The sequence below is a fragment of the Aedoeadaptatus nemausensis genome, assembly GCF_903819165.1.
Lineage (GTDB): Bacteria > Bacillota > Clostridia > Tissierellales > Peptoniphilaceae > Aedoeadaptatus > Aedoeadaptatus nemausensis.
Map to the genome: position 1 here is coordinate 251475 of NZ_CAIJCS010000019.1, position 17274 is coordinate 268748.

The window sequence follows — 17274 nt, forward strand, 5'->3', positions numbered from 1 at the left end:
GTTTTTACGGAATCATTTGTCCCGTTAAGACGCTGCCGATCCATTGATGCAAAATGTCGAGACTGGGCGCCATAACTTGTCCTGCAAGGGCATCTGCAAAGTAGTGAGCGAAGTCTCTGAATTGACTGTACGCACGGCCGCCGCCTACTTGCATACCGAGCTTGCCGCTTTCCGTTACATTTTCGATGGCGATAACGCGAGCGGAAAGAATCTTCGCAAGGGCATCTTCGTCGCCGCGACGAGCTGCAAGAGCTGCTTCGCGAGTAGCGGAAACGCCTGCAAATGCGTTGTTGTAAATGGTGGAAAGGTGAAGTTTGATCGTATCCACTTCAGACAATTTGCTTCCGTCGGGGAAGGTTCTGTCGGTAGCGTGCATAATGGCTTCGTTGGAAATAGCCACGTTCAAGCCGCTGTAAACCGATGCGAGACCTTGGATGAAAAGAGGTGCGACGAGGGTAAGGATTTGTTCCATACCGGAGTTGTTGTCGCCGGTGCGATACATTTCGTCGAGTTCCATATTGTCCATGTACATGGGGCAGGAAACATTGCCTCTTAAGCCGATGCCGTTCCAGCGTTCCATCTTAAATTCCAAGCCTTCGCTTTCGATGGGAACACAGAAGTTGTCGGTGTCGGCACGGCCTTCGCCTGTTTTGGCGATAACCATGTAATAAGATGCGTATTCCGCAGAGGTAACCATGCTCTTGGAGCCGTTAAGGAGCCATTTGTCGCCCTTCTTTTCTGCAGTTGTTTCGGGATAGTAGAAGCTTACGCCGCTTCCGGATTCGGAGTATGCCAGGGCGAGGGTTTTGCCTTCTTCTACAACTTCTTTTACAATTTTTTGTTTTAATTCTTCCTTACCTGCATTGAGTACGATGTTCAAAGCCACATTGTGCATCATGTAGGTTAAGCCGACCGTTGCCGATTTTTCGGAGAATGCGCGAATAATTTCCGAGTGATCGTAAATATCGCCGCCTAATCCGCCCATTTCTTTAGGAATTAATAATTTTAAGTAGCCTTCTTTTTTAAGTTCGTCGTAGATGCCTGCCGGGAACTCTACCTTTTCAGAAAGTTCTCTTGCAACAGGCGCAATATGTTTTTCGGCAAATTCTTTTGCACCATTGTAGTATTCCATCATTTCCTCCTTATAAATAAAATGACTCCTTCAGTTGCCGTGGGTTCGTTTTCCCAAATGCTAACTGAATCTCTACGGACTCACCATAGTTTTAGCAGAAATTACGGAAAGCTTCAACGGAAAAATTTTTCGATTTTCTCTGTTTTACTTGACAAATGACTGTCTTAAGCCATCTCTCGCCTTATATTTTAATTTATAATGTGAATCTTTTTATATAGATTATTTCTATAGTATCTATTCTTCTTATATAATACAAAAGCTTTTCGGCACTTCGGAACGGAAAACCATCGCCTTCCCGCTTCGAGGATGAATGATTTTCACAGATTCTACGTAAAGGTGAACCGTTCCCTCTCCGCCGCCGTAAAGCTCGTCGCCGACGATAGGGTGACCTATATGGGCCATGTGGCAGCGAATCTGATGGCAGCGCCCGGTTTCGAGAGTCAATCTTACGAGGGAATTTTCGCCGGTATTTAAAGGCGCGTAATGAGTAATGGCCTTCTGCCCGTCCTCACGAACAACTCGCACGAGAGATCGCTCCCCGGGGCCCATGGGAGCGTCCACGGTTCCCCCTTCGGCCACTGTTCCCCGCACAAGCGCCACATAAGTCTTACTTTCCGTATGATGGTCCACGAGTTTTAAATAGGCGTAGGGATTTTTGCATACGAGCAACACGCCGGTGGTTTCCTTATCGAGCCTTCCGAGCATGCGCACTTTTCGCTTTAAATCGATGGTCTCAAAATAACCTGCGATTTCGTTGGCCAGCGTTCCCTCGGGATACATTTTGCAGGGCATGGAGGGAATGACGCCCTTTTCGATGACGAGAAGGTCTTCGTCTTCATAGAGTTTCTTCTGACGAAAGGGACTCGGCGAAAGATCCGTAGACTCTTCCTCGAAATCCACGGTGATCTCGTCATCGGCATTTAAAGGGCTCGTTCGAAAAAGCACTTCCTCTCCCCTCTTGACGAGTCCGCCGCGAAAGGAGCGCTTCATCAATGTATGGGAAAATCCCGCTCTATTTAAAAAACCGTCGGCTCGCTTATAATCTTTGTCAATTTTAAATTTTAACCGGTCTTTGCTTTCCATTTTTCCTCTTTTCATTTACCATATTATATGAGTCAAATATTAAGAACGGAGGTGAGTATGAGTAAGATCATCAATATAATTTCCAATTCAAATTTTGAAAGTCGTCGCACGACGAAACGTTTAATTCAGAAACTGAAGGAACACCACTTTAATCCTACCACGACGCTCTCGCCAAAAGCGGCCCTTACGATTACAGTGGGCGGCGACGGTGCCTTTATTAAGGCGGTAAACCGCACGAAATTTTCTTCCACGCCTATCGTAGGCATCAACACGGGCCATTTGGGTTTTTATCAGGAGATCAGCCCCGATAAGCTCGATGAATTTATCGAAGATTATAAAAATAATCGCTACCATGTGGAGCAGCTGCCCATTTTAAGCGCGGAGATTTTTACCAATCAGAAAAAGTATTACGCCCAGGCCATAAACGAAATCGTCTTAAAGGCGCAAAATTCCAAGGTCATCCACATGAATATATTCGTGGATCGCAATCACTTGGAAAAATTTTCCGGGGACGGCATGCTCGTCGCGACCCCGTCGGGAAGCAGCGGCTACAATCTTTCCCTCGGAGGGAGCCTCGTCCATCCGGAAGTGGACGCCATGGCCATGACACCTCTCGCCGGGATTTCTTCCTCGAGCTACCGCTCCATGAAATCTACGATCGTCATTCCGGGCCGACACGTTATCAGCCTCGTGCCCGAACGGCGCTATGCCAATTCCAATTTAGTCCTGATCGACGGAAGAGAACATAGCTATTCCCAGTTTAAACGCATCAATATTCAATTTTCGGATAAACGCATTAATAAACTCGTCTTCGAAAATAATTATTGGGAAAATATTAAAAGTAAATTCCTTTAAAAAAAGCCCTTTCCAAAGGAGACTGCACTCCTTCAAAGGGCTTTTATTACGCTCTTTTTTCCTCGTAATTCTTATAGACCTCGCACATGAGGCGGTATTCCGTTTCCACGATTTCGCTCCAGGCATAGGAGCGAACGTGCTCGTAACAATCATCGGAGAAGGGACGCTCGTCCCGCAGGTTGAGGATCTGCTTTTCAATGGCTGCTTCAAGACCTTGAACGTAATCGTCGATCTCAAGCTTATAGGGCTCGTCCGTGTTGTAAAGCCTCGGGAGAGGCACTACTTCCACTACATCGCTCTTTAAAAAGTCGTCGCCGAGAAGCTCCAAAAGCCCCTCGAGCTCCGACGTCACAAGGCGCATGCGACAAGCCAGAGCCTCGATGGCGATCAGACCAAGCCCCTCGTAATAACTGGGCAAGACGAAAATATCGCAGGTCTTCATATGGGCGCCCAGCGCCTTTTGATCGATCACATTGTGGATCTTAAAGCCCTCTTTATAATGGGCACATTCGAAGATGCGGTCTTTCTTTTCCAGAGATTCCTCTCCGATCAGTTCCATTTCGATTTCCGGATACTTCCGCTTTAAATTGGGATAGGCTTTCGCCAATTCGTAGACGCCCTTGGCCCTGGAAAGTTTCCCGGCGTAAATGATCTTAATGGTTTTTTCGTGGCGCCAGATGCCCTGATCGTTAAAGACAACCTGATTGTATCCTCCGCCCGTAACGGTGATTTTATTCTCGGGAATGGCGTACATTCTGGAGATGGCGGCCTTATCCTTTTCCGAAAGGGCGAAGACATAATCCAGCTCGTTCATGTGGGTAGTGTAGCGTTCCAAAAGATCGTCGTGCTTTTCCCCTTGGCGAAGGTCGGTGCCGTGGCAGACGCCGACCACCGGGATGTCGGGAAAAATCTCCAATACCATGTCCGTCAGATACCATAGGTGATGGGCCACGATAAGATCGGGCTGAAACTTTTCCTTCGCTTCGAGAAGGCGTTTTTTAAAAGCTGCACGCCAGGTAGCGATCATCTCTTCGGTCATCTCCGAGTACACCGTATTTTTATAGGGCATTTCGTCGCTCATGCCGGCGATGGGAAAGGGAATCTCATCTGTTTGGAAGGTGACGGGGAATGTTTTTTGGGAAAAATCAAAACTATAGGGCTCCTGCACCGCATAGATCAGCGCCTGCTCCATTCCCTTTTTCTCCAAGCCGTCTACGAGATTTGAAAAGTAAACGCCGCTCCCCGTCCGCGTAGGAAGTTGGGCCAGGGTGTGTAAAATTTTCATTATTGTCTCCTAATTCTTATTTCCATACATTTGTTTATAGCGCGCAATGGCTTCGTCGGTTAAAAAGTCGTTGGCCGCATTGATCTCCTGAAAGATCTTCGTCGTGTCCTCCTCCGGGTTCAAATCCGGATGGTATTTTTTAGCGAGTCGCTTATAGGCCAGGCGCACTTCATATTTATCCGCCGTAAGATCCAGGCCGAGACGGTGAATGGCCGCCTCATATTTTTCCTTAAAGCCGCCGTCGTAGGTGGGCCCGGAGTATCCTCCGGTATTGTAACCGCCTCCGCCGTAATTACCAGTGTCGTAGCCGCCGAAGTTTTGCTGATTGAAAAAGGCTTCGAACTGGCGCCTGAACATTTCCTCTTCAAAAGCCGCCTGTTCCCGCTCCCTGCGGCGCCGCTCTTCTTCCATGCGGCGCTGATAGCGTCTGCCGTAATCTCCCATGGATTCGTAACTTACATCTTTTCCGAGGAGATAGTAATCGGCCCGCTCATAAAAATATTCCGTCACCATATATTGAACATACTTAAGTCTGGTGACGGCGAAGGATCCGATAATGGGAAATATCAAGATCAAAAGAACAATTAAAGGCCAGGGCACGCCGCCGCTCGAGCGAAAGCTCATGGGAATCCAAAGAAGGATAAATACAAAGCAGCCACCGAAAAATAATACCGAAAGGAGTAAACTTCTGAATGATCTCGTAAGCTCGGTGAGCAAACTGAAGATCGTAATTAAAAACTCCAACACATAGTCCAATGCCGTGCCGACAGTTTTAAAAAAGTTGCCGTAAAATTTATCCATTATCCCTCCTATAGCGTTCCATAAACGCCAGGTCGTCTAATTCCAAGTCATTTTCTCCTGCCAAGGTTTCCAAATGATGGGTGAGCTCGTGGTAGAGCGTCTCCCTTAAATGGTGCGCCAGAGCGTCGTGAGGGAGATTGCCGTAAAGGGCCATAAAGGATCCGTAGTAAAGCTCGATGGTACGCACCGTTCCCATGACGCGATAATGGCCGAGCACGTAAAGCTCGTCAAATTCCTCGTCGTGCATGGCGTCTCTTGAAAACAAGACTCCTCCGTTTAAGCCGTTAAAATAAGGTTCGGGAAGAGCGTCCACTGCATCGTCTAAAATTTCTGCCATTTCTTCAAATCGATCATCCATTATAGCCTCCTGAACCTTTATTATATGGGATCTTTAAAGAATTATAAAGATCAATAGAGCCTTCCCGGAATCATTTGCCTTTTCCTTACCTTTGTTTTGCCGAAAAAAATAATTCTTTCTATTTTATCCTTTAATATGTTTTAAAAGGACATAAAAAGAGCGAATCATTTGATCCGCCCTCTCTTACATACTCTCTATTTCTTTTTCAGCAAATATTTTACGCAACAAGCGCCGAATAAAATCAAGACGATTAAACTGATGATGCCATAAACGGAACTGAAAATAAATGGCATTGCCGACATTGAATACGCCTCCTTTTAACACTGTAAATTAGACTCTTTCCATTTTCCCCTGCCGTTAACGTATCCTTTAAGCCACCGGCAGCCGAGAGAACATTATATTCCGGAACGGATAGTCAATTACTTGTCGATCCTGTTGCCCATAGTTTACTCCATCGTCGGGCCATATGTCAATATTCTTTGAATGGCGCACAAAAAAAGAAGAGCGAATCAAAACATTCACTCTTCTCTTCATTATTATAATTCGTTGCGTAAGGGATCGTCTCCTCCGCGAACTTTTAAGAAAGTTAAGAGGCCCACGATTAACGCCACACCTACGATCAACGGGATGATCGGCGATTGAACAAAGGCCGCGATCAGATAGCAAATGGAGCTTACACATGCCACGGTTAAGGCGTAGGGCAATTGGGTGGACACGTGGACCACGTGATTGCAGCCGGCCCCTGCCGAGGACATGATGGTCGTATCACTAATGGGCGAGCAGTGGTCGCCGCAGACGGCACCTGCCAAGCATGCGGATAAGCCGATAAAGAATACAGGTTCCTCTACGCTGAACATGCTGACGACGATGGGGATCAAAATACCGAAGGTACCCCAGCTCGTACCCGTAGCAAAGGCGAGAAGGGCCGCGACGATAAAGATAACCACCGGCAGGAAGTATTGAAGGCCGCCGGCCACGCCGCTCATTATATTGCCCACGTATTCGGCGCTGCCTAATAAATCGTTGGAAATATTTTTGAGAGCCGTCGCCATGGTTAAGATCATAATGGCGGCGACCATGGAGTTGAAACCTTCCGTTAAGCAGTTCATTGATTCGCCGAAATCTATAACGCGGCGAATTAAAAGATAGGCGATGGTAACGATCAAAGTAATGAGGGCACCCCAGGGAAGGCCCACAGTGGCGTCGGTGTTGCCGAATGCGCCGACGAAATCGCCTTGGAAGCCGCTGGCGGGATCGAAGAAGCCGCCTACATAAATGAGAGCGATAACGGATACGACGATTAAAAAGATAATGGGAAGAACGAGATCTAAAAGACTTGCGTGTTCCGCCGTCGCTTCCGGTACAGCTTCTTCTCTTAAGGCGCTGTGGTCGTTTCCACGAAGAGCGTCTTCTTCATACTTGAGCATGGAACCGTAATCGTCGTGCTTCCAAATTAAAACAACGACAAAGAGTAAGGTTAAAATCGAGTAAAAGTTATAAGGAATAGCTTTTACAAACATGGTTATGCCGCTCATGCCCGTACCTTCGGCGTAGCCGGAAACGGCTGCTGCCCAAGAACTGATGGGGGCGATCATACAAATCGGCGCCGCCGTGGCGTCGATTATATAGGCGAGTTTCGCTCTGGAAATCTTGAAGCGGTCGGTTACGGGACGCATAACCGAACCGACGGTTAAGCAGTTAAAGTAGTCGTCGATAAAAATCAACAGGCCCAGGAAGAAGGTAGCCAATTGAGCTCCGCGACGGGAGGTAATATGGCTTGCGGCCCATTCGCCGAATGCCCGGGTGCCTCCGCTCTTGTTAATAAGGGCGACCATCATGCCCAGCAAGACGAGGAATAAGAAAATACCCGCCGTACCGGACACGGCCGAGATCAAACCTTCGTTGATCACGTGGTCCATGGTGGTGGTGAATGATCCGCCGGAAGATAAAATAGCGCCGACGAAAATCCCGATAAATAAAGAGGGGAAAACTTCTTTTGTAATAAGAGCCAAGCTGATGGCTACAATGGGCGGTACCAATGCCCAGAAAGTGGCGTGGGTTTCGACGCCGCTTGATGCTACGGCAAAGCTGCCTCCCACGGCGATAATGCCCAGTATCAGGGCGATAAGTAAACTTCTACGATTCGTCATAAGATTTTCCTTTCTGATCCAAATATAATAGCGGAATAATCGAAACAAAAAAAAGCCATGATACTATCATGGCTTTTGAATCTTCGTATGAAAAGAAAATCCTCAAGACACGATAGCCCTCCGTTCGCTCGGCGAACGACAGTACGTAAGATATTCTCCTACGTCCCGGCGATAAGCATCCGTGGACACGAACGCTTAACCCTCGGCACGTTTCCCTTTCCCGAAAATCCATTGACCGGAGATAATCGGTACTGATGAAACATGCGCCTCTATCACGCTTATTCGATTATTGTATATGAGTATACGGACCTTTCCCCGGAATGTCAAGAGAAAAGTTAAACTTTATAAAACAATAAGACTGAGCCCCATAACGAGCATGCCTAAGATCACGCCTATTAGTGACAGGTGGGTTTCGCCGTAAGCGCGGGATGCGGGTAAAAGCTCGTCGAAGGAAATAAGCACCATAATTCCCGAAATGGCGGCAAACACGATGCCGAATAAAGTGGTCGTTAGGAACGGACGTAAGACCAAATACGCGAGAATGGCGCCCAAGGGTTCTGAAACGCCGCTTAAAAAGGTGAGCCAAAGGGCTTTTTTCTTATCTCCCGTGGCGAAATAAATGGGCGCCGCCACGCCGATCCCTTCGGGGATATTGTGCATGGCAATGGCGATGGCGATGGTTACCCCCATGGCCGGGTCTAAAAGCGTGGTCATAAAGGTTACCATGCCCTCGGGAAAGTTGTGGACGCCGATGGCGATGGCGCTTTTAATCCCCACTTTCTCCAAGGCCTTTTCGTGGGCTTCCGCCTCCATTTCCTCCTCAGTTTTAATTTCGTGAGGCTCGTCGGCTTCCGGCACCAGATGGGACACGAGGCCGAAGACGAGCATGGAACCGAAAAAGGCGGCCAAAGTGGCCATGCCGGCAGCGCGCTCGCCCATGGTCTGTTGGAAATTCTCTGTGGCCATAGGCATCATTTCCATAAAGGAAATATAGATCATGACACCGGCGGAAAAGCCCAGGGCGGAGGACAGAAATTTTTTATTATCCGATCCCGATAAAAACACAATAACTGCGCCGAGCATAGTGGCGAGCCCGGCGAGGGCCGTGTTTAAAAACGCAACACCTACATTCGACATAAATTCCTCCTAGTAATGTTTCAAAAGTAAATGGGCAAGTTCCAGAAGATCCAGCCCCAATTCATAGCGATCGCCCATTAAATTATAGACTAAATCTTCCGTTAAGACGCCCCGATTTATATCGTCGAGCTTACCCGCTTCATCGGCTTCGAGATCTTCATTCATTTCTTCGCTGCCGTAGTAATCCCGTAAGATTACGTAGCGATCGTTCAGCTCGGCGACTTTTTCCATAGCTTCTCTAAGTTCTGTTTGGCACGCCATTTGTTCTTCTAAAATTTCTTCCATGCCCATAACGCGTTTTCTAATGGTTTCCATCGAAATCCTTCTTTCTTATAAAATAAAAGACGCCTTGCGGCGCCTCCTTAATCGCGGAAAAGGCGTATAGCCTCTTTCGACAAACGTTCTAAAATAAGTGCTTGAACGACAATTTTAATGACATACATTAAAGCTTGGAAAGGCAGTTTGCTTATTAATACGGCATTAAAGGGATTGCCGTAAAGCATATGAACCCAATAGGTTCCCATGAGACAATTCACGAGTACGGTAACGACCGTGTTGGCGAGAATAATGCGTTTCAAGCTAAGTTCTTTCTTGTAAAAGAAAAGACCGTAAATAAAAGCGCCTAAAAAAGCATTCAAGGTAAATCCCGGGAAATAGGGGCCGGTGGGTTTTGTCATAAACCCGATAATATCCGCCACGGCCGATGCCGCCCCGCTGGCTACGGGTCCTAAAACTGTGGATGCTAAAGTAATGGGGATAAAGGAAAAGCTGATGCGCTGATAGTTTCCGAGATCGATCCCCAGTGTGCGCGAAAATACAATTTGCAGCGCCACCATGACGGCCAAAAAGGTCAGTTTCTTCGTATTAAATTGTTTCATTTTTCCTCCTTAAAGCTGCTAAAGAGGATAGCAGCGGATGCGGCAAAAGATAGCGAGCCTCTTATCTCTTCGTTTGAGGGCAACTTCCCATCCCTCAACACTTGACGCCTTTTGCCTACTCTACATAACGAAACTATTATAAACTTTTTAATCCTCCTCTACAAGGTGAACTTCGGACTAAATGGCGTTGACGCTTCCCAGGAAAATTTCTCCTGTGTCGCCATTGACCGTAATCACATCGCCGGGATGGAGACCGTCCGCAATACCGGGGCATCCCACGACGGTAATAACGCCTTCGTTAATCCCGGCAATGGCCGAGGGAGAGGTAAGTCCTTCTTCTTCCGAAACGAAGGCCCCTGCTCGCCCGATAAAGGGTGCCAGCTCTTTGTGATATTGTTTCACCACGAGAATATCTCCATCGGTAAAATCCCGAACGAAATTCATATCTTCTTTTACGATGCGGGCTCGCCCCGTCTTAATACCGCCGCCGAGGCCCGTGCCCTTATGAAGTGTGGAGGCTACCTGATGAATTTTAATAACATTGGTGCTCCCGGCCACGCCCTGGGGAATTCCCGCCACCATGGCGATTAAATCCCCGTCGCGAATCCAACCGGCGCGCTTGACGATGCCCGCCGTGTCTTCAAAAATATGTTTGCCTCGGGTACTGCCGAGGACGCCAGTTACGCCCCACTGAAGATTCATCTGGCGAAGAACCCGCTCGTCTTCGGTAACGGCAAATACATTCACCTTCGGGCGAAATTTCGACAGGTTCCTGGAACTGTAGCCAGTGGCCGTGGCGATGACGATGGCATCGCATGATAATTGATCCGCCATTTCCACGGCGTGTTGCACCACTGTGTTGGTGGTACTTTTTTTAAAACTCGTCAGCTTTTTATAGGGCTCTTCTTCTTTTAATATGGGCTCCGTAATCTCGGCGATGCGAGCCATGGTCTTTACCGCTTCCAAGGGATAGGCGCCCATGGCGGTCTCTCCCGAAAGCATGACGGCACTCGTGCCGTCGATAATGGCGTTGGCCACATCGGCCACCTCCGCCCGTGTGGGCCTGGGGTTGCGGATCATGGAATCCAACATCTGCGTCGCCGTAATCACGGGAATTCCCTCGCCGATAGAACGGGCGATCAGTTCTTTTTGCACCACGGGCACCCGCTCCGTCTCGATCTCCACGCCCATATCGCCGCGGGCCACCATAATCCCGTCGGCGGTGGAAATAATATCGTCCATATTGGCGATGCCCTCTTCATTTTCAATTTTCGCAATAATTTTTATCCCGTCGCCGCCGTGATTTTCCAAGACGTCGCGAATGGCGAGGATGTCTTCTTTTTTGCGAATAAAAGAGGCGGCGATAAAATCCATATCCTCTTCGATGGCCAGGAGGATATCCTGAATATCTTTTTCCGTAAGGGCCGGCAGATTAATCTTCGCTCCGGGTACATTGATCCCCTTGTGATTGCTTACACTCCCGCCGTTTAAGACCTTCGTGTGAATCGTGGTCCTCTCGATTGAGGTAACTTCCAGGGCGATTAAGCCGTCGTCGATTAAAATCTTTTGCCCCGGGGCTACATCTCGATAGAGGTGTTCGTAGGTTTGATAGGCTCCCTTTTCATCGCCGAGGCGCTCTTCGCTGTAAAGGCTGAAGGAGGCACCCGGTTTCAGCTCTACCCTCTCTTCTTTAAAATCTCCTGTGCGGATTTCAGGTCCTTTCGTGTCGAGCATGGTGGCAACGGGGGTCTTCGTCACCTGCGCCGCTTCACGAATGGCGGCGAGCTCTTTTTTGTGGCTTTCGTGATTGCCGTGGGAAAAATTGAGGCGAAACACGTTCACCCCCGCTTCGATCAAGGCCCGAAGCATCTCCGGACTTGAAGATGCAGGCCCTATGGTGGCTACGATTTTCGTCTTTTTCATACTGCCTCCTAAATGGAAATTTTATCCAGAATGTCGTAAAGTGCGCGATCGAAGGATTTTTCAACAGCTAACGCTTCTTTTAAATCGAAGGATTGAATCCTTCCTTCGGAAAAGCCCAAGGCCATGGAGCGTTTTTCATCGCCGCAGAGAGAGACGGCTTCCGCCCCGAGCCTCGATGCGTTGATGCGATCTTTCCCCGTGGGAATGCCTCCTCTTTGAATATAGCCGAGAATCGTCACTCGGGTTTCCACCCCCGTGGCCTCTTCCAAATCTTTCGCCAAACCGTAGGCCGGAACCTGCTCCTCCGTCAGGAGAATAATATGGTGACGCTTGCCACGCTTCTTCCCGGCTAAGATTTTATTTTTAACCCCTTCAAAATCCAGGCCCACTTCGGGAATTATGACGCTTTCCGCCCCGCCGGCGATGCCCGCATAAAGGGCTAAATCGCCGCATTCTCTTCCCATGACCTCGATAATATTGGCGCGCCTTAAGGCACTGGAGGTATCCCGAACTTTTCCCACGGCGTCTAAAATAGTTTCCACCGCCGTGTAAAAGCCGATGCTCGCCTCCTGATAGCCCAGATCGTTGTCGATGGTGGCGGGCAGGGTGATCACCGACTGCCCTACGTCCGAAAGGGCCAGAGCGCCTTTCATAGAGCCGTCGCCGCCGATGACGATTAAATGCTCGATTCCCTCTTCTTTTAAAATCCGGCGAGCCCGCAGGATGCCTTCCTCGGTTCGCATCTCTTCCGAGCGACTCGTGCCTAAAATCGTGCCCCCTTTATGGATAATATCCGCCACGGAGGAAAGATCCATAGCTTTAAAGTCTTTATCAAAAATGCCACTGAAGCCGTTTCGAATGCCGACTACATCGTGACCTTCATAAATCGCCACGCGCACTACGGCGCGAAGGGCGGCGTTCATTCCCGGAGCGTCCCCTCCGCTTGTCAATACGCCGATTCTCATCTCGTCCTCACTTTCTGATCGCATCGGTTTCGGGATTCATAATCTCGCTTAAATCTCGAATTAAGCCGTCGCCGTAGGATACGGAAAATTCTCTCGGCAATCCCACCGCCCGCTTTGTATCTTCGAAATAAAATACCACGGGCATGGATCCCGGCCATCTCTTTAAAATCTCTTCCCCTTCTTTTTGAAGGGATTCATCTTTCAATCGCAAATAAAGAGTCTCTCTGTCGTCCAGATCTCTGAGAGGCTTTACCGATTCCACTAAAATCTTACCCTCTTCCACATCGCTGCCTTCTATTCGGCCGGTAACGGTTATGAGCTCTCCTTCTTCGAAGACGCCGGATTCCAAGCCGGCATAGACGCTCGGGAATAAGACGAGCTCGATGGTGCCGTAAAGGTCTTCTAAAATGCCGAAGGCCATCATTTGGTTCTTCTTCGTTACGAGGGTCCGCTTTTCACGCAAAAGACCGCCGAGGGTCGCTCTGAAAATAGTATCCTGTCCCTCTAAAGTCTCCCGCACTTTTTGCGTATCGTAATCGGTTTGATTCTTCAAACTCTTTACATAAGACTCTAAAGGATGTCCCGATACATAAATTCCCATTACGTCCCGTTCGTATTCGAGTTTTTGCTTTTGATCGTAATCTTTCAATTTCGGCAGATGATCTTTTTGAGTTTCCGCCGTCTGGAAAAGGCTGACCTGACCGGGAATATTTCGCTTATTTTCCCCTTGGACGCCGTCGATGAGTTTGTCGTACACGGCCAGGTATTGGGGCCGGTTGCCGCCTAATTCGTCGAAGGCGCCGGCTTTAATAAGAGATTCCATGCTCCGCTTGTTCATGGCGCCCGGGGCGACCTTGTCTACCCTTTGGATAAATTCACTCATAGAGCTGAAGGGTCCTCCCTCCCTGCGGGCCTTTTCGATGGCGTGGACGAAATTTGCGCCCACATTTTTGACGCCCTTTAAGCCGAATCGAATGGCGCCTTCCTCCACATTAAATTGCAAAAAGCTCTTGTTGACACTGGGAGGTAAAATCTTAATGCCGAGGCGCTTACATTCCTCGATGTACATGCGCACGTGGGCGGTGTCGGACATAAAGGAGGTAATCTGAGCCGCCATAAAGGCCGCCGGGTAATAGTGCTTGAGCCACGCCGTTCGGTAGGCCACTACGGCGTAGGCCACGGAGTGAGATTTATTAAAGGCGTAGTTTGCAAAGTCGATCATTAAATCGTAAATGACATTGGCGCTCTTTTCGTCGACGCCGTTTCGAATGGCTCCCGCCACGTCGATGGAGCCGTCGTCGTTTAAACTTCCGTAAATAAAATTCTGCCGCTCCTGTTCCATCACGGTCATTTTCTTTTTACTCATGGCGCGGCGCACGAGATCTGCACGGCCCAAAGAGTAGCCGCCTATTTTCCTGACGATCTCCATAACCTGTTCTTGATAGACGATGCAGCCGTAAGTTTCCTCTAAAATCGATTCCAGTGCCGGGTGGGGATAGGAGATCTTAGAGGGATCGTGTTTCGATTCCACAAATTTCGGAATCTGATTCATGGGCCCCGGTCTGAAAAGAGCGTTGGCGGCGGCGAGATCGGCGAATTTTGTGGGCTTCAATTCTTTTAAGAAGGCGCGCATGCCCCCGCTTTCAAATTGGAACACGCCGAGGGTTTCCGCTCGCTGAAAAATCTTCAACACCTCGGGATCGTCGTAGCGCATGGTATCGAAGTCCACGTCGATTCCATAGTCTCTCTTTATAAAATCCTTCGCATCCCTTATGACCGTAAGGGTTCTGAGGCCTAAAAAGTCCATCTTTAAAAGGCCCAGCTCTTCCAGCTCGATCATATTAAATTGGGTGGAGATAATCTCCCCGTTCCGCGTTAGGGGCACGTAGTCCGTAATGGGATTTTGGCTTATTACCACCCCCGCCGCGTGGGTGGAAGTGTGGCGAGGTACTCCCTCGATATGGAGCGCCAGATCCAAAAGCCTGTGAATTTCCTCTTCGCTTTCGTAGCTCTTCTTCAAAGAAGGAGAAATTTCAAGGGCCCGGGTGAGGGTAATGTTCAGTTCGTTGGGCACTTGCTTGGCTACGTAATCCACACGCCCGTAGGGAAGGTCCATAACCCGTCCCACGTCCCGAATGGCAGCTCTTGCCCCTAAAGTTCCGAAGGTGACGATTTGGGCCACGTGGTCTTCCCCGTATTTTTCGATGACGTAATCGATCACTTCTTCCCGCCGTTCGTAGCAAAAATCCACGTCGATATCGGGCATGCTCACCCGTTCGGGATTTAAAAAGCGTTCGAAAAGCAAGCCGAAGGCCAGGGGATCCACGTCGATAATTTCTAAGGCGTAACTTACTACACTGCCCGCCGCGGAACCCCGCCCGGGGCCCACCTGAATATCTTTCGACCGGGCGAAGCGAATAAAATCCCAGACGATGAGGAAGTAATCGGTATAGCCCATGGAAAAAATCGTATTCAGCTCAAATTCGACGCGCTCGCGAATTTCGTCGCTTACAGTTCCGTAACGGCGAATGAGCCCCTCTTCCACGAGCTCCCTTAAATAGCCTTCGTTGGTATAACCTGCCGGCAGCTCGAAGTGAGGGAGGTGAAGATTATGAAACTCCAATTCTACATTGCATCGCTCGGCTATTTTTACCGTGTTTTCCAAAGCCTCCGGGGCGAAGGAAAAAGTCTCCGCCATTTCTTCCGGGCTCTTGACGTAAAATTCGTCGCTGGGGAAACGCATCCGCTTTTCTTCACTTAAAATCGATCCCGTCTGAATACAGAGGAGGGCGTCGTGTACTTCGGCGTCTTCCCGGCTCAGATAGTGGCAGTCGTTGGTGGCGATAAGCTCGATGCCCGTCTCCTTGGAAAGGCGGAGCAAACGGCGGTTCACATCTTTCTGCTCCCGCATGCCGTGGTCTTGCAGCTCGAGGAAGAAATTTTCGGGCCCGAAAATATCCTTATAGCGCAGAGCGATTTCCTTGGCCCCTTCTTCATCTCCTCTCAAAAGAGCCTGCTGCACTTCCCCGCCGAGGCAGGCGGAGGTGGCGATAATGCCCTTATGATGTTCGCGAAGATCTTCCATGTCCACTCGCGGTTTATAATAAAATCCGTCGACGAATCCCGCCGAAACGATGGCCATTAAATTTTCAAAACCTTCCCGATTTTCCGCGAGGAGAATTAAATGGTAGCGAGGATTGGACGGATCTTTTAACTGCTTGTCCTTCTCCGTAACGTAAACCTCGCAGCCTAAAATCGGCTTGACCCCCGCCTCTTTCGCCGCTTTATAAAAAGCCACGGCGCCGTACATGTTTCCGTGATCGGTTAAGGCCACGGCGTCCATGCCCAGAGACTTTACCCGCTCGGGCAGTTCGCTGATTTTACTGAAGCCGTCTAAGAGAGAATATTCCGAGTGTAGATGTAAATGAACGAATGATGTCATGGCGTTCCTCTTTCAAATAAAAAAAGAGCTTTTAAAGTGCAAGCTCTTTTTATTCCAATTCGTTTTCGATAAAGTTGACCAGATACTTTACCGCCTCGTCTTCGTCGGCACCTTCGGCTTGCAGTGTGATCTCCTGGCCGGAATAAAGCCCAAGGCTCATAATGCCGATAATACTCTTGCCGTTGACCTCGTCGCCATCACTTACAATCGTAATGTCGGAGGCAAATTGATTGGCCGCCCGCACAAACATAGCCGCCGGCCTGGCGTGTAAACCCTCTTCGTTTCGAAGGGTAACTTTCAATTCTTTCACTTTAAACTCCTCTCAACTTCTCAGCCAACTCGTGCAATTTCTTAAATCGGTGATTCACACCGCTTTTCGACATTTCAGGATCCATAGATTCTCCGATTTCGGCAAGAGTCGCCTCGGGATCGTTGATTCTGGCCTCGGCGACCCGTCTTAAATCGTCGGGAAGGTGCTTAAGCCCCATATGGCTTTCGATAGTTTCCAAATCTCGCATTTGCCGCGTGGAGGCATTGACCGTCTTCGACAGATTGGCCGTTTCGCAATTGACGAGACGGTTTACATTATTGCGAACATCTTTTACGACCCGGGCCGATTCAAATTGGAGTACCGATTGCCCGGCACCCATAAAGGCCAACAGATCGGAAATCTTTTCCGCTTCTTTCAGATAGACAATATAGTCGTCTTTTCGAAACACGCCCTTGGCTTGAATATGGCTGCGCTCGAGCCACTTAATGAGATCCTTGCCGTGGGCCTCGTCATGGGTAATAAACTCCAGATGGTATCTCTTGTTGGGCGCCGTTACGGAACCGGCGCCTAAAAAGGACGCCCGTATGTAGGCCCGAACGGCCTCGCTCGTTCTAAGGAGAGAGGGATCGACGGAATACTCCATCTGAAAAACATTCTCCGGCCTCAGGAAATCGCTATCCATTAAGAGAGACTTAACCGATCCTTCGTCGGCCAAGCTGATTTTATATTGCTTATTTTTTTTAAGTAACATGTTTTGCGTAGCGCTTACTTCCACTTCCCGGCCGTACACTCGTTTGTAGGCCGAGAGAATCCGCCGCGCCACCGAAGCATTTTCCGTTTGGAAAGAAAGCCCGATTTTCAAGCTTTCCGTAAGCTTAACCACGCCGCAGGTACGGATATAGGCGGCGAGCTCGGCGTGCAAAATATCCATGTCTTCCATGGGTACGCGCGCTAATTCATTTTTTACATCCTTGGAAAAACTCACAATTGCCTC

General features: G+C 49.0%; 15 protein-coding genes and 2 riboswitches. Of the genes, 1 reads left to right on the forward strand and 14 read right to left on the reverse strand.

What is annotated here, in order from left to right:
• Nucleotides 1-4: 4 nt before the first annotated feature.
• Together PEPTYR26121_RS05865 and PEPTYR26121_RS05870 are read right to left on the reverse strand one after the other, a co-directional pair.
• On the reverse strand, nt 5-1132 hold the full coding sequence (locus tag PEPTYR26121_RS05865) for an acyl-CoA dehydrogenase family protein (RefSeq protein WP_218956331.1): 1128 nt from the start codon (nt 1130-1132) through the stop codon (nt 5-7).
• A gap of 243 nt (nt 1133-1375) precedes the next feature.
• On the reverse strand, nt 1376-2215 hold the full coding sequence (locus tag PEPTYR26121_RS05870) for an RluA family pseudouridine synthase (protein WP_180500188.1): 840 nt from the start codon (nt 2213-2215) through the stop codon (nt 1376-1378).
• Between the two features lie 57 nt (nt 2216-2272).
• Between PEPTYR26121_RS05870 and PEPTYR26121_RS05875 the strand changes: the two genes are divergently transcribed.
• The gene (locus tag PEPTYR26121_RS05875; protein ID WP_180500190.1) at nt 2273-3070 is read left to right on the forward strand and encodes an NAD(+)/NADH kinase; all 798 of its coding nucleotides are present in this window, start codon (nt 2273-2275) and stop codon (nt 3068-3070) included.
• A gap of 46 nt (nt 3071-3116) precedes the next feature.
• On the opposite strand, the gene PEPTYR26121_RS05880 is transcribed toward PEPTYR26121_RS05875, so the two are convergent.
• The 12 genes from PEPTYR26121_RS05880 to whiA all read right to left on the reverse strand — a co-directional run bounded on the left by PEPTYR26121_RS05880 (nt 3117) and on the right by whiA (nt 17265).
• Complete coding sequence (locus tag PEPTYR26121_RS05880; protein ID WP_180500192.1) at nt 3117-4355, reverse strand: glycosyltransferase family 4 protein; 1239 nt, start codon at nt 4353-4355, stop codon at nt 3117-3119.
• Between the two features lie 9 nt (nt 4356-4364).
• Nucleotides 4365-5156 carry a J domain-containing protein gene (locus PEPTYR26121_RS05885; RefSeq protein ID WP_180500194.1) on the reverse strand — a complete coding sequence of 264 codons (792 nt, stop codon included), beginning with the start codon at nt 5154-5156 and terminating at the stop codon, nt 4365-4367.
• Nucleotides 5149-5514: a metallopeptidase family protein gene (locus PEPTYR26121_RS05890; RefSeq protein ID WP_180500196.1), complete on the reverse strand. Its 366-nt coding sequence runs from the start codon at nt 5512-5514 to the stop codon at nt 5149-5151. Before PEPTYR26121_RS05890 ends, PEPTYR26121_RS05885 begins: the two co-directional genes overlap by 8 nt.
• A 536-nt stretch (nt 5515-6050) precedes the next feature.
• Nucleotides 6051-7664, reverse strand: a complete 1614-nt coding sequence (locus PEPTYR26121_RS05895) for a Na+/H+ antiporter NhaC family protein (protein WP_180500198.1) — start codon at nt 7662-7664, stop codon at nt 6051-6053.
• A gap of 105 nt (nt 7665-7769) precedes the next feature.
• A riboswitch (Lysine riboswitch) is annotated at nt 7770-7944 on the reverse strand.
• A 62-nt stretch (nt 7945-8006) separates the two neighbouring features.
• Nucleotides 8007-8801, reverse strand: a complete 795-nt coding sequence (zupT, locus tag PEPTYR26121_RS05900) for a zinc transporter ZupT (RefSeq protein WP_180500199.1) — start codon at nt 8799-8801, stop codon at nt 8007-8009.
• Nucleotides 8802-8810: 9 nt separating this feature from the next.
• A complete protein-coding gene (locus PEPTYR26121_RS05905; RefSeq protein ID WP_180500201.1) occupies nt 8811-9116 on the reverse strand; it encodes a DUF4298 domain-containing protein in 306 nt (101 codons plus the stop codon).
• Nucleotides 9117-9163: 47 nt separating this feature from the next.
• Nucleotides 9164-9679 carry a folate family ECF transporter S component gene (locus PEPTYR26121_RS05910; protein WP_180500203.1) on the reverse strand — a complete coding sequence of 172 codons (516 nt, stop codon included), beginning with the start codon at nt 9677-9679 and terminating at the stop codon, nt 9164-9166.
• Nucleotides 9680-9708: 29 nt separating this feature from the next.
• Nucleotides 9709-9804: riboswitch (THF riboswitch) on the reverse strand.
• A 52-nt stretch (nt 9805-9856) separates the two neighbouring features.
• The gene (pyk, locus tag PEPTYR26121_RS05915; RefSeq protein ID WP_180500205.1) at nt 9857-11602 is read right to left on the reverse strand and encodes a pyruvate kinase; all 1746 of its coding nucleotides are present in this window, start codon (nt 11600-11602) and stop codon (nt 9857-9859) included.
• A gap of 8 nt (nt 11603-11610) precedes the next feature.
• Nucleotides 11611-12567 (reverse strand): ATP-dependent 6-phosphofructokinase, encoded by a 957-nt coding sequence (locus PEPTYR26121_RS05920; protein WP_180500207.1) that lies wholly within the window; start codon nt 12565-12567, stop codon nt 11611-11613.
• A 7-nt stretch (nt 12568-12574) separates the two neighbouring features.
• Nucleotides 12575-16009, reverse strand: coding sequence for a DNA polymerase III subunit alpha (locus PEPTYR26121_RS05925; protein ID WP_180500208.1), 3435 nt, complete (start codon nt 16007-16009; stop codon nt 12575-12577).
• A 49-nt stretch (nt 16010-16058) separates the two neighbouring features.
• The gene (locus tag PEPTYR26121_RS05930) at nt 16059-16319 is read right to left on the reverse strand and encodes an HPr family phosphocarrier protein (RefSeq protein WP_180500210.1); all 261 of its coding nucleotides are present in this window, start codon (nt 16317-16319) and stop codon (nt 16059-16061) included.
• 1 nt (nt 16320) lies between these two features.
• A complete protein-coding gene (whiA, locus tag PEPTYR26121_RS05935) occupies nt 16321-17265 on the reverse strand; it encodes a DNA-binding protein WhiA (protein ID WP_180500212.1) in 945 nt (314 codons plus the stop codon).
• Nucleotides 17266-17274 lie beyond the last annotated feature (9 nt).

Excerpts from the sequence above, each read along its gene's own strand:
- PEPTYR26121_RS05865 (WP_218956331.1), bottom strand. The coding sequence starts at position 1,132 with ATGGAATACTACAATGGTGCAAAAGAATTTGCCGAAAAACATATTGCG.
- PEPTYR26121_RS05870 (WP_180500188.1), bottom strand. The coding sequence starts at position 2,215 with ATGGAAAGCAAAGACCGGTTAAAATTTAAAATTGACAAAGATTATAAG.
- PEPTYR26121_RS05875 (WP_180500190.1), top strand. The coding sequence starts at position 2,273 with ATGAGTAAGATCATCAATATAATTTCCAATTCAAATTTTGAAAGTCGT.
- PEPTYR26121_RS05880 (WP_180500192.1), bottom strand. The coding sequence starts at position 4,355 with ATGAAAATTTTACACACCCTGGCCCAACTTCCTACGCGGACGGGGAGC.
- PEPTYR26121_RS05885 (WP_180500194.1), bottom strand. The coding sequence starts at position 5,156 with ATGGATAAATTTTACGGCAACTTTTTTAAAACTGTCGGCACGGCATTG.
- PEPTYR26121_RS05890 (WP_180500196.1), bottom strand. The coding sequence starts at position 5,514 with ATGGATGATCGATTTGAAGAAATGGCAGAAATTTTAGACGATGCAGTG.
- PEPTYR26121_RS05895 (WP_180500198.1), bottom strand. The coding sequence starts at position 7,664 with ATGACGAATCGTAGAAGTTTACTTATCGCCCTGATACTGGGCATTATC.
- zupT (WP_180500199.1), bottom strand. The coding sequence starts at position 8,801 with ATGTCGAATGTAGGTGTTGCGTTTTTAAACACGGCCCTCGCCGGGCTC.
- PEPTYR26121_RS05905 (WP_180500201.1), bottom strand. The coding sequence starts at position 9,116 with ATGGAAACCATTAGAAAACGCGTTATGGGCATGGAAGAAATTTTAGAA.
- PEPTYR26121_RS05910 (WP_180500203.1), bottom strand. The coding sequence starts at position 9,679 with ATGAAACAATTTAATACGAAGAAACTGACCTTTTTGGCCGTCATGGTG.
- pyk (WP_180500205.1), bottom strand. The coding sequence starts at position 11,602 with ATGAAAAAGACGAAAATCGTAGCCACCATAGGGCCTGCATCTTCAAGT.
- PEPTYR26121_RS05920 (WP_180500207.1), bottom strand. The coding sequence starts at position 12,567 with ATGAGAATCGGCGTATTGACAAGCGGAGGGGACGCTCCGGGAATGAAC.
- PEPTYR26121_RS05925 (WP_180500208.1), bottom strand. The coding sequence starts at position 16,009 with ATGACATCATTCGTTCATTTACATCTACACTCGGAATATTCTCTCTTA.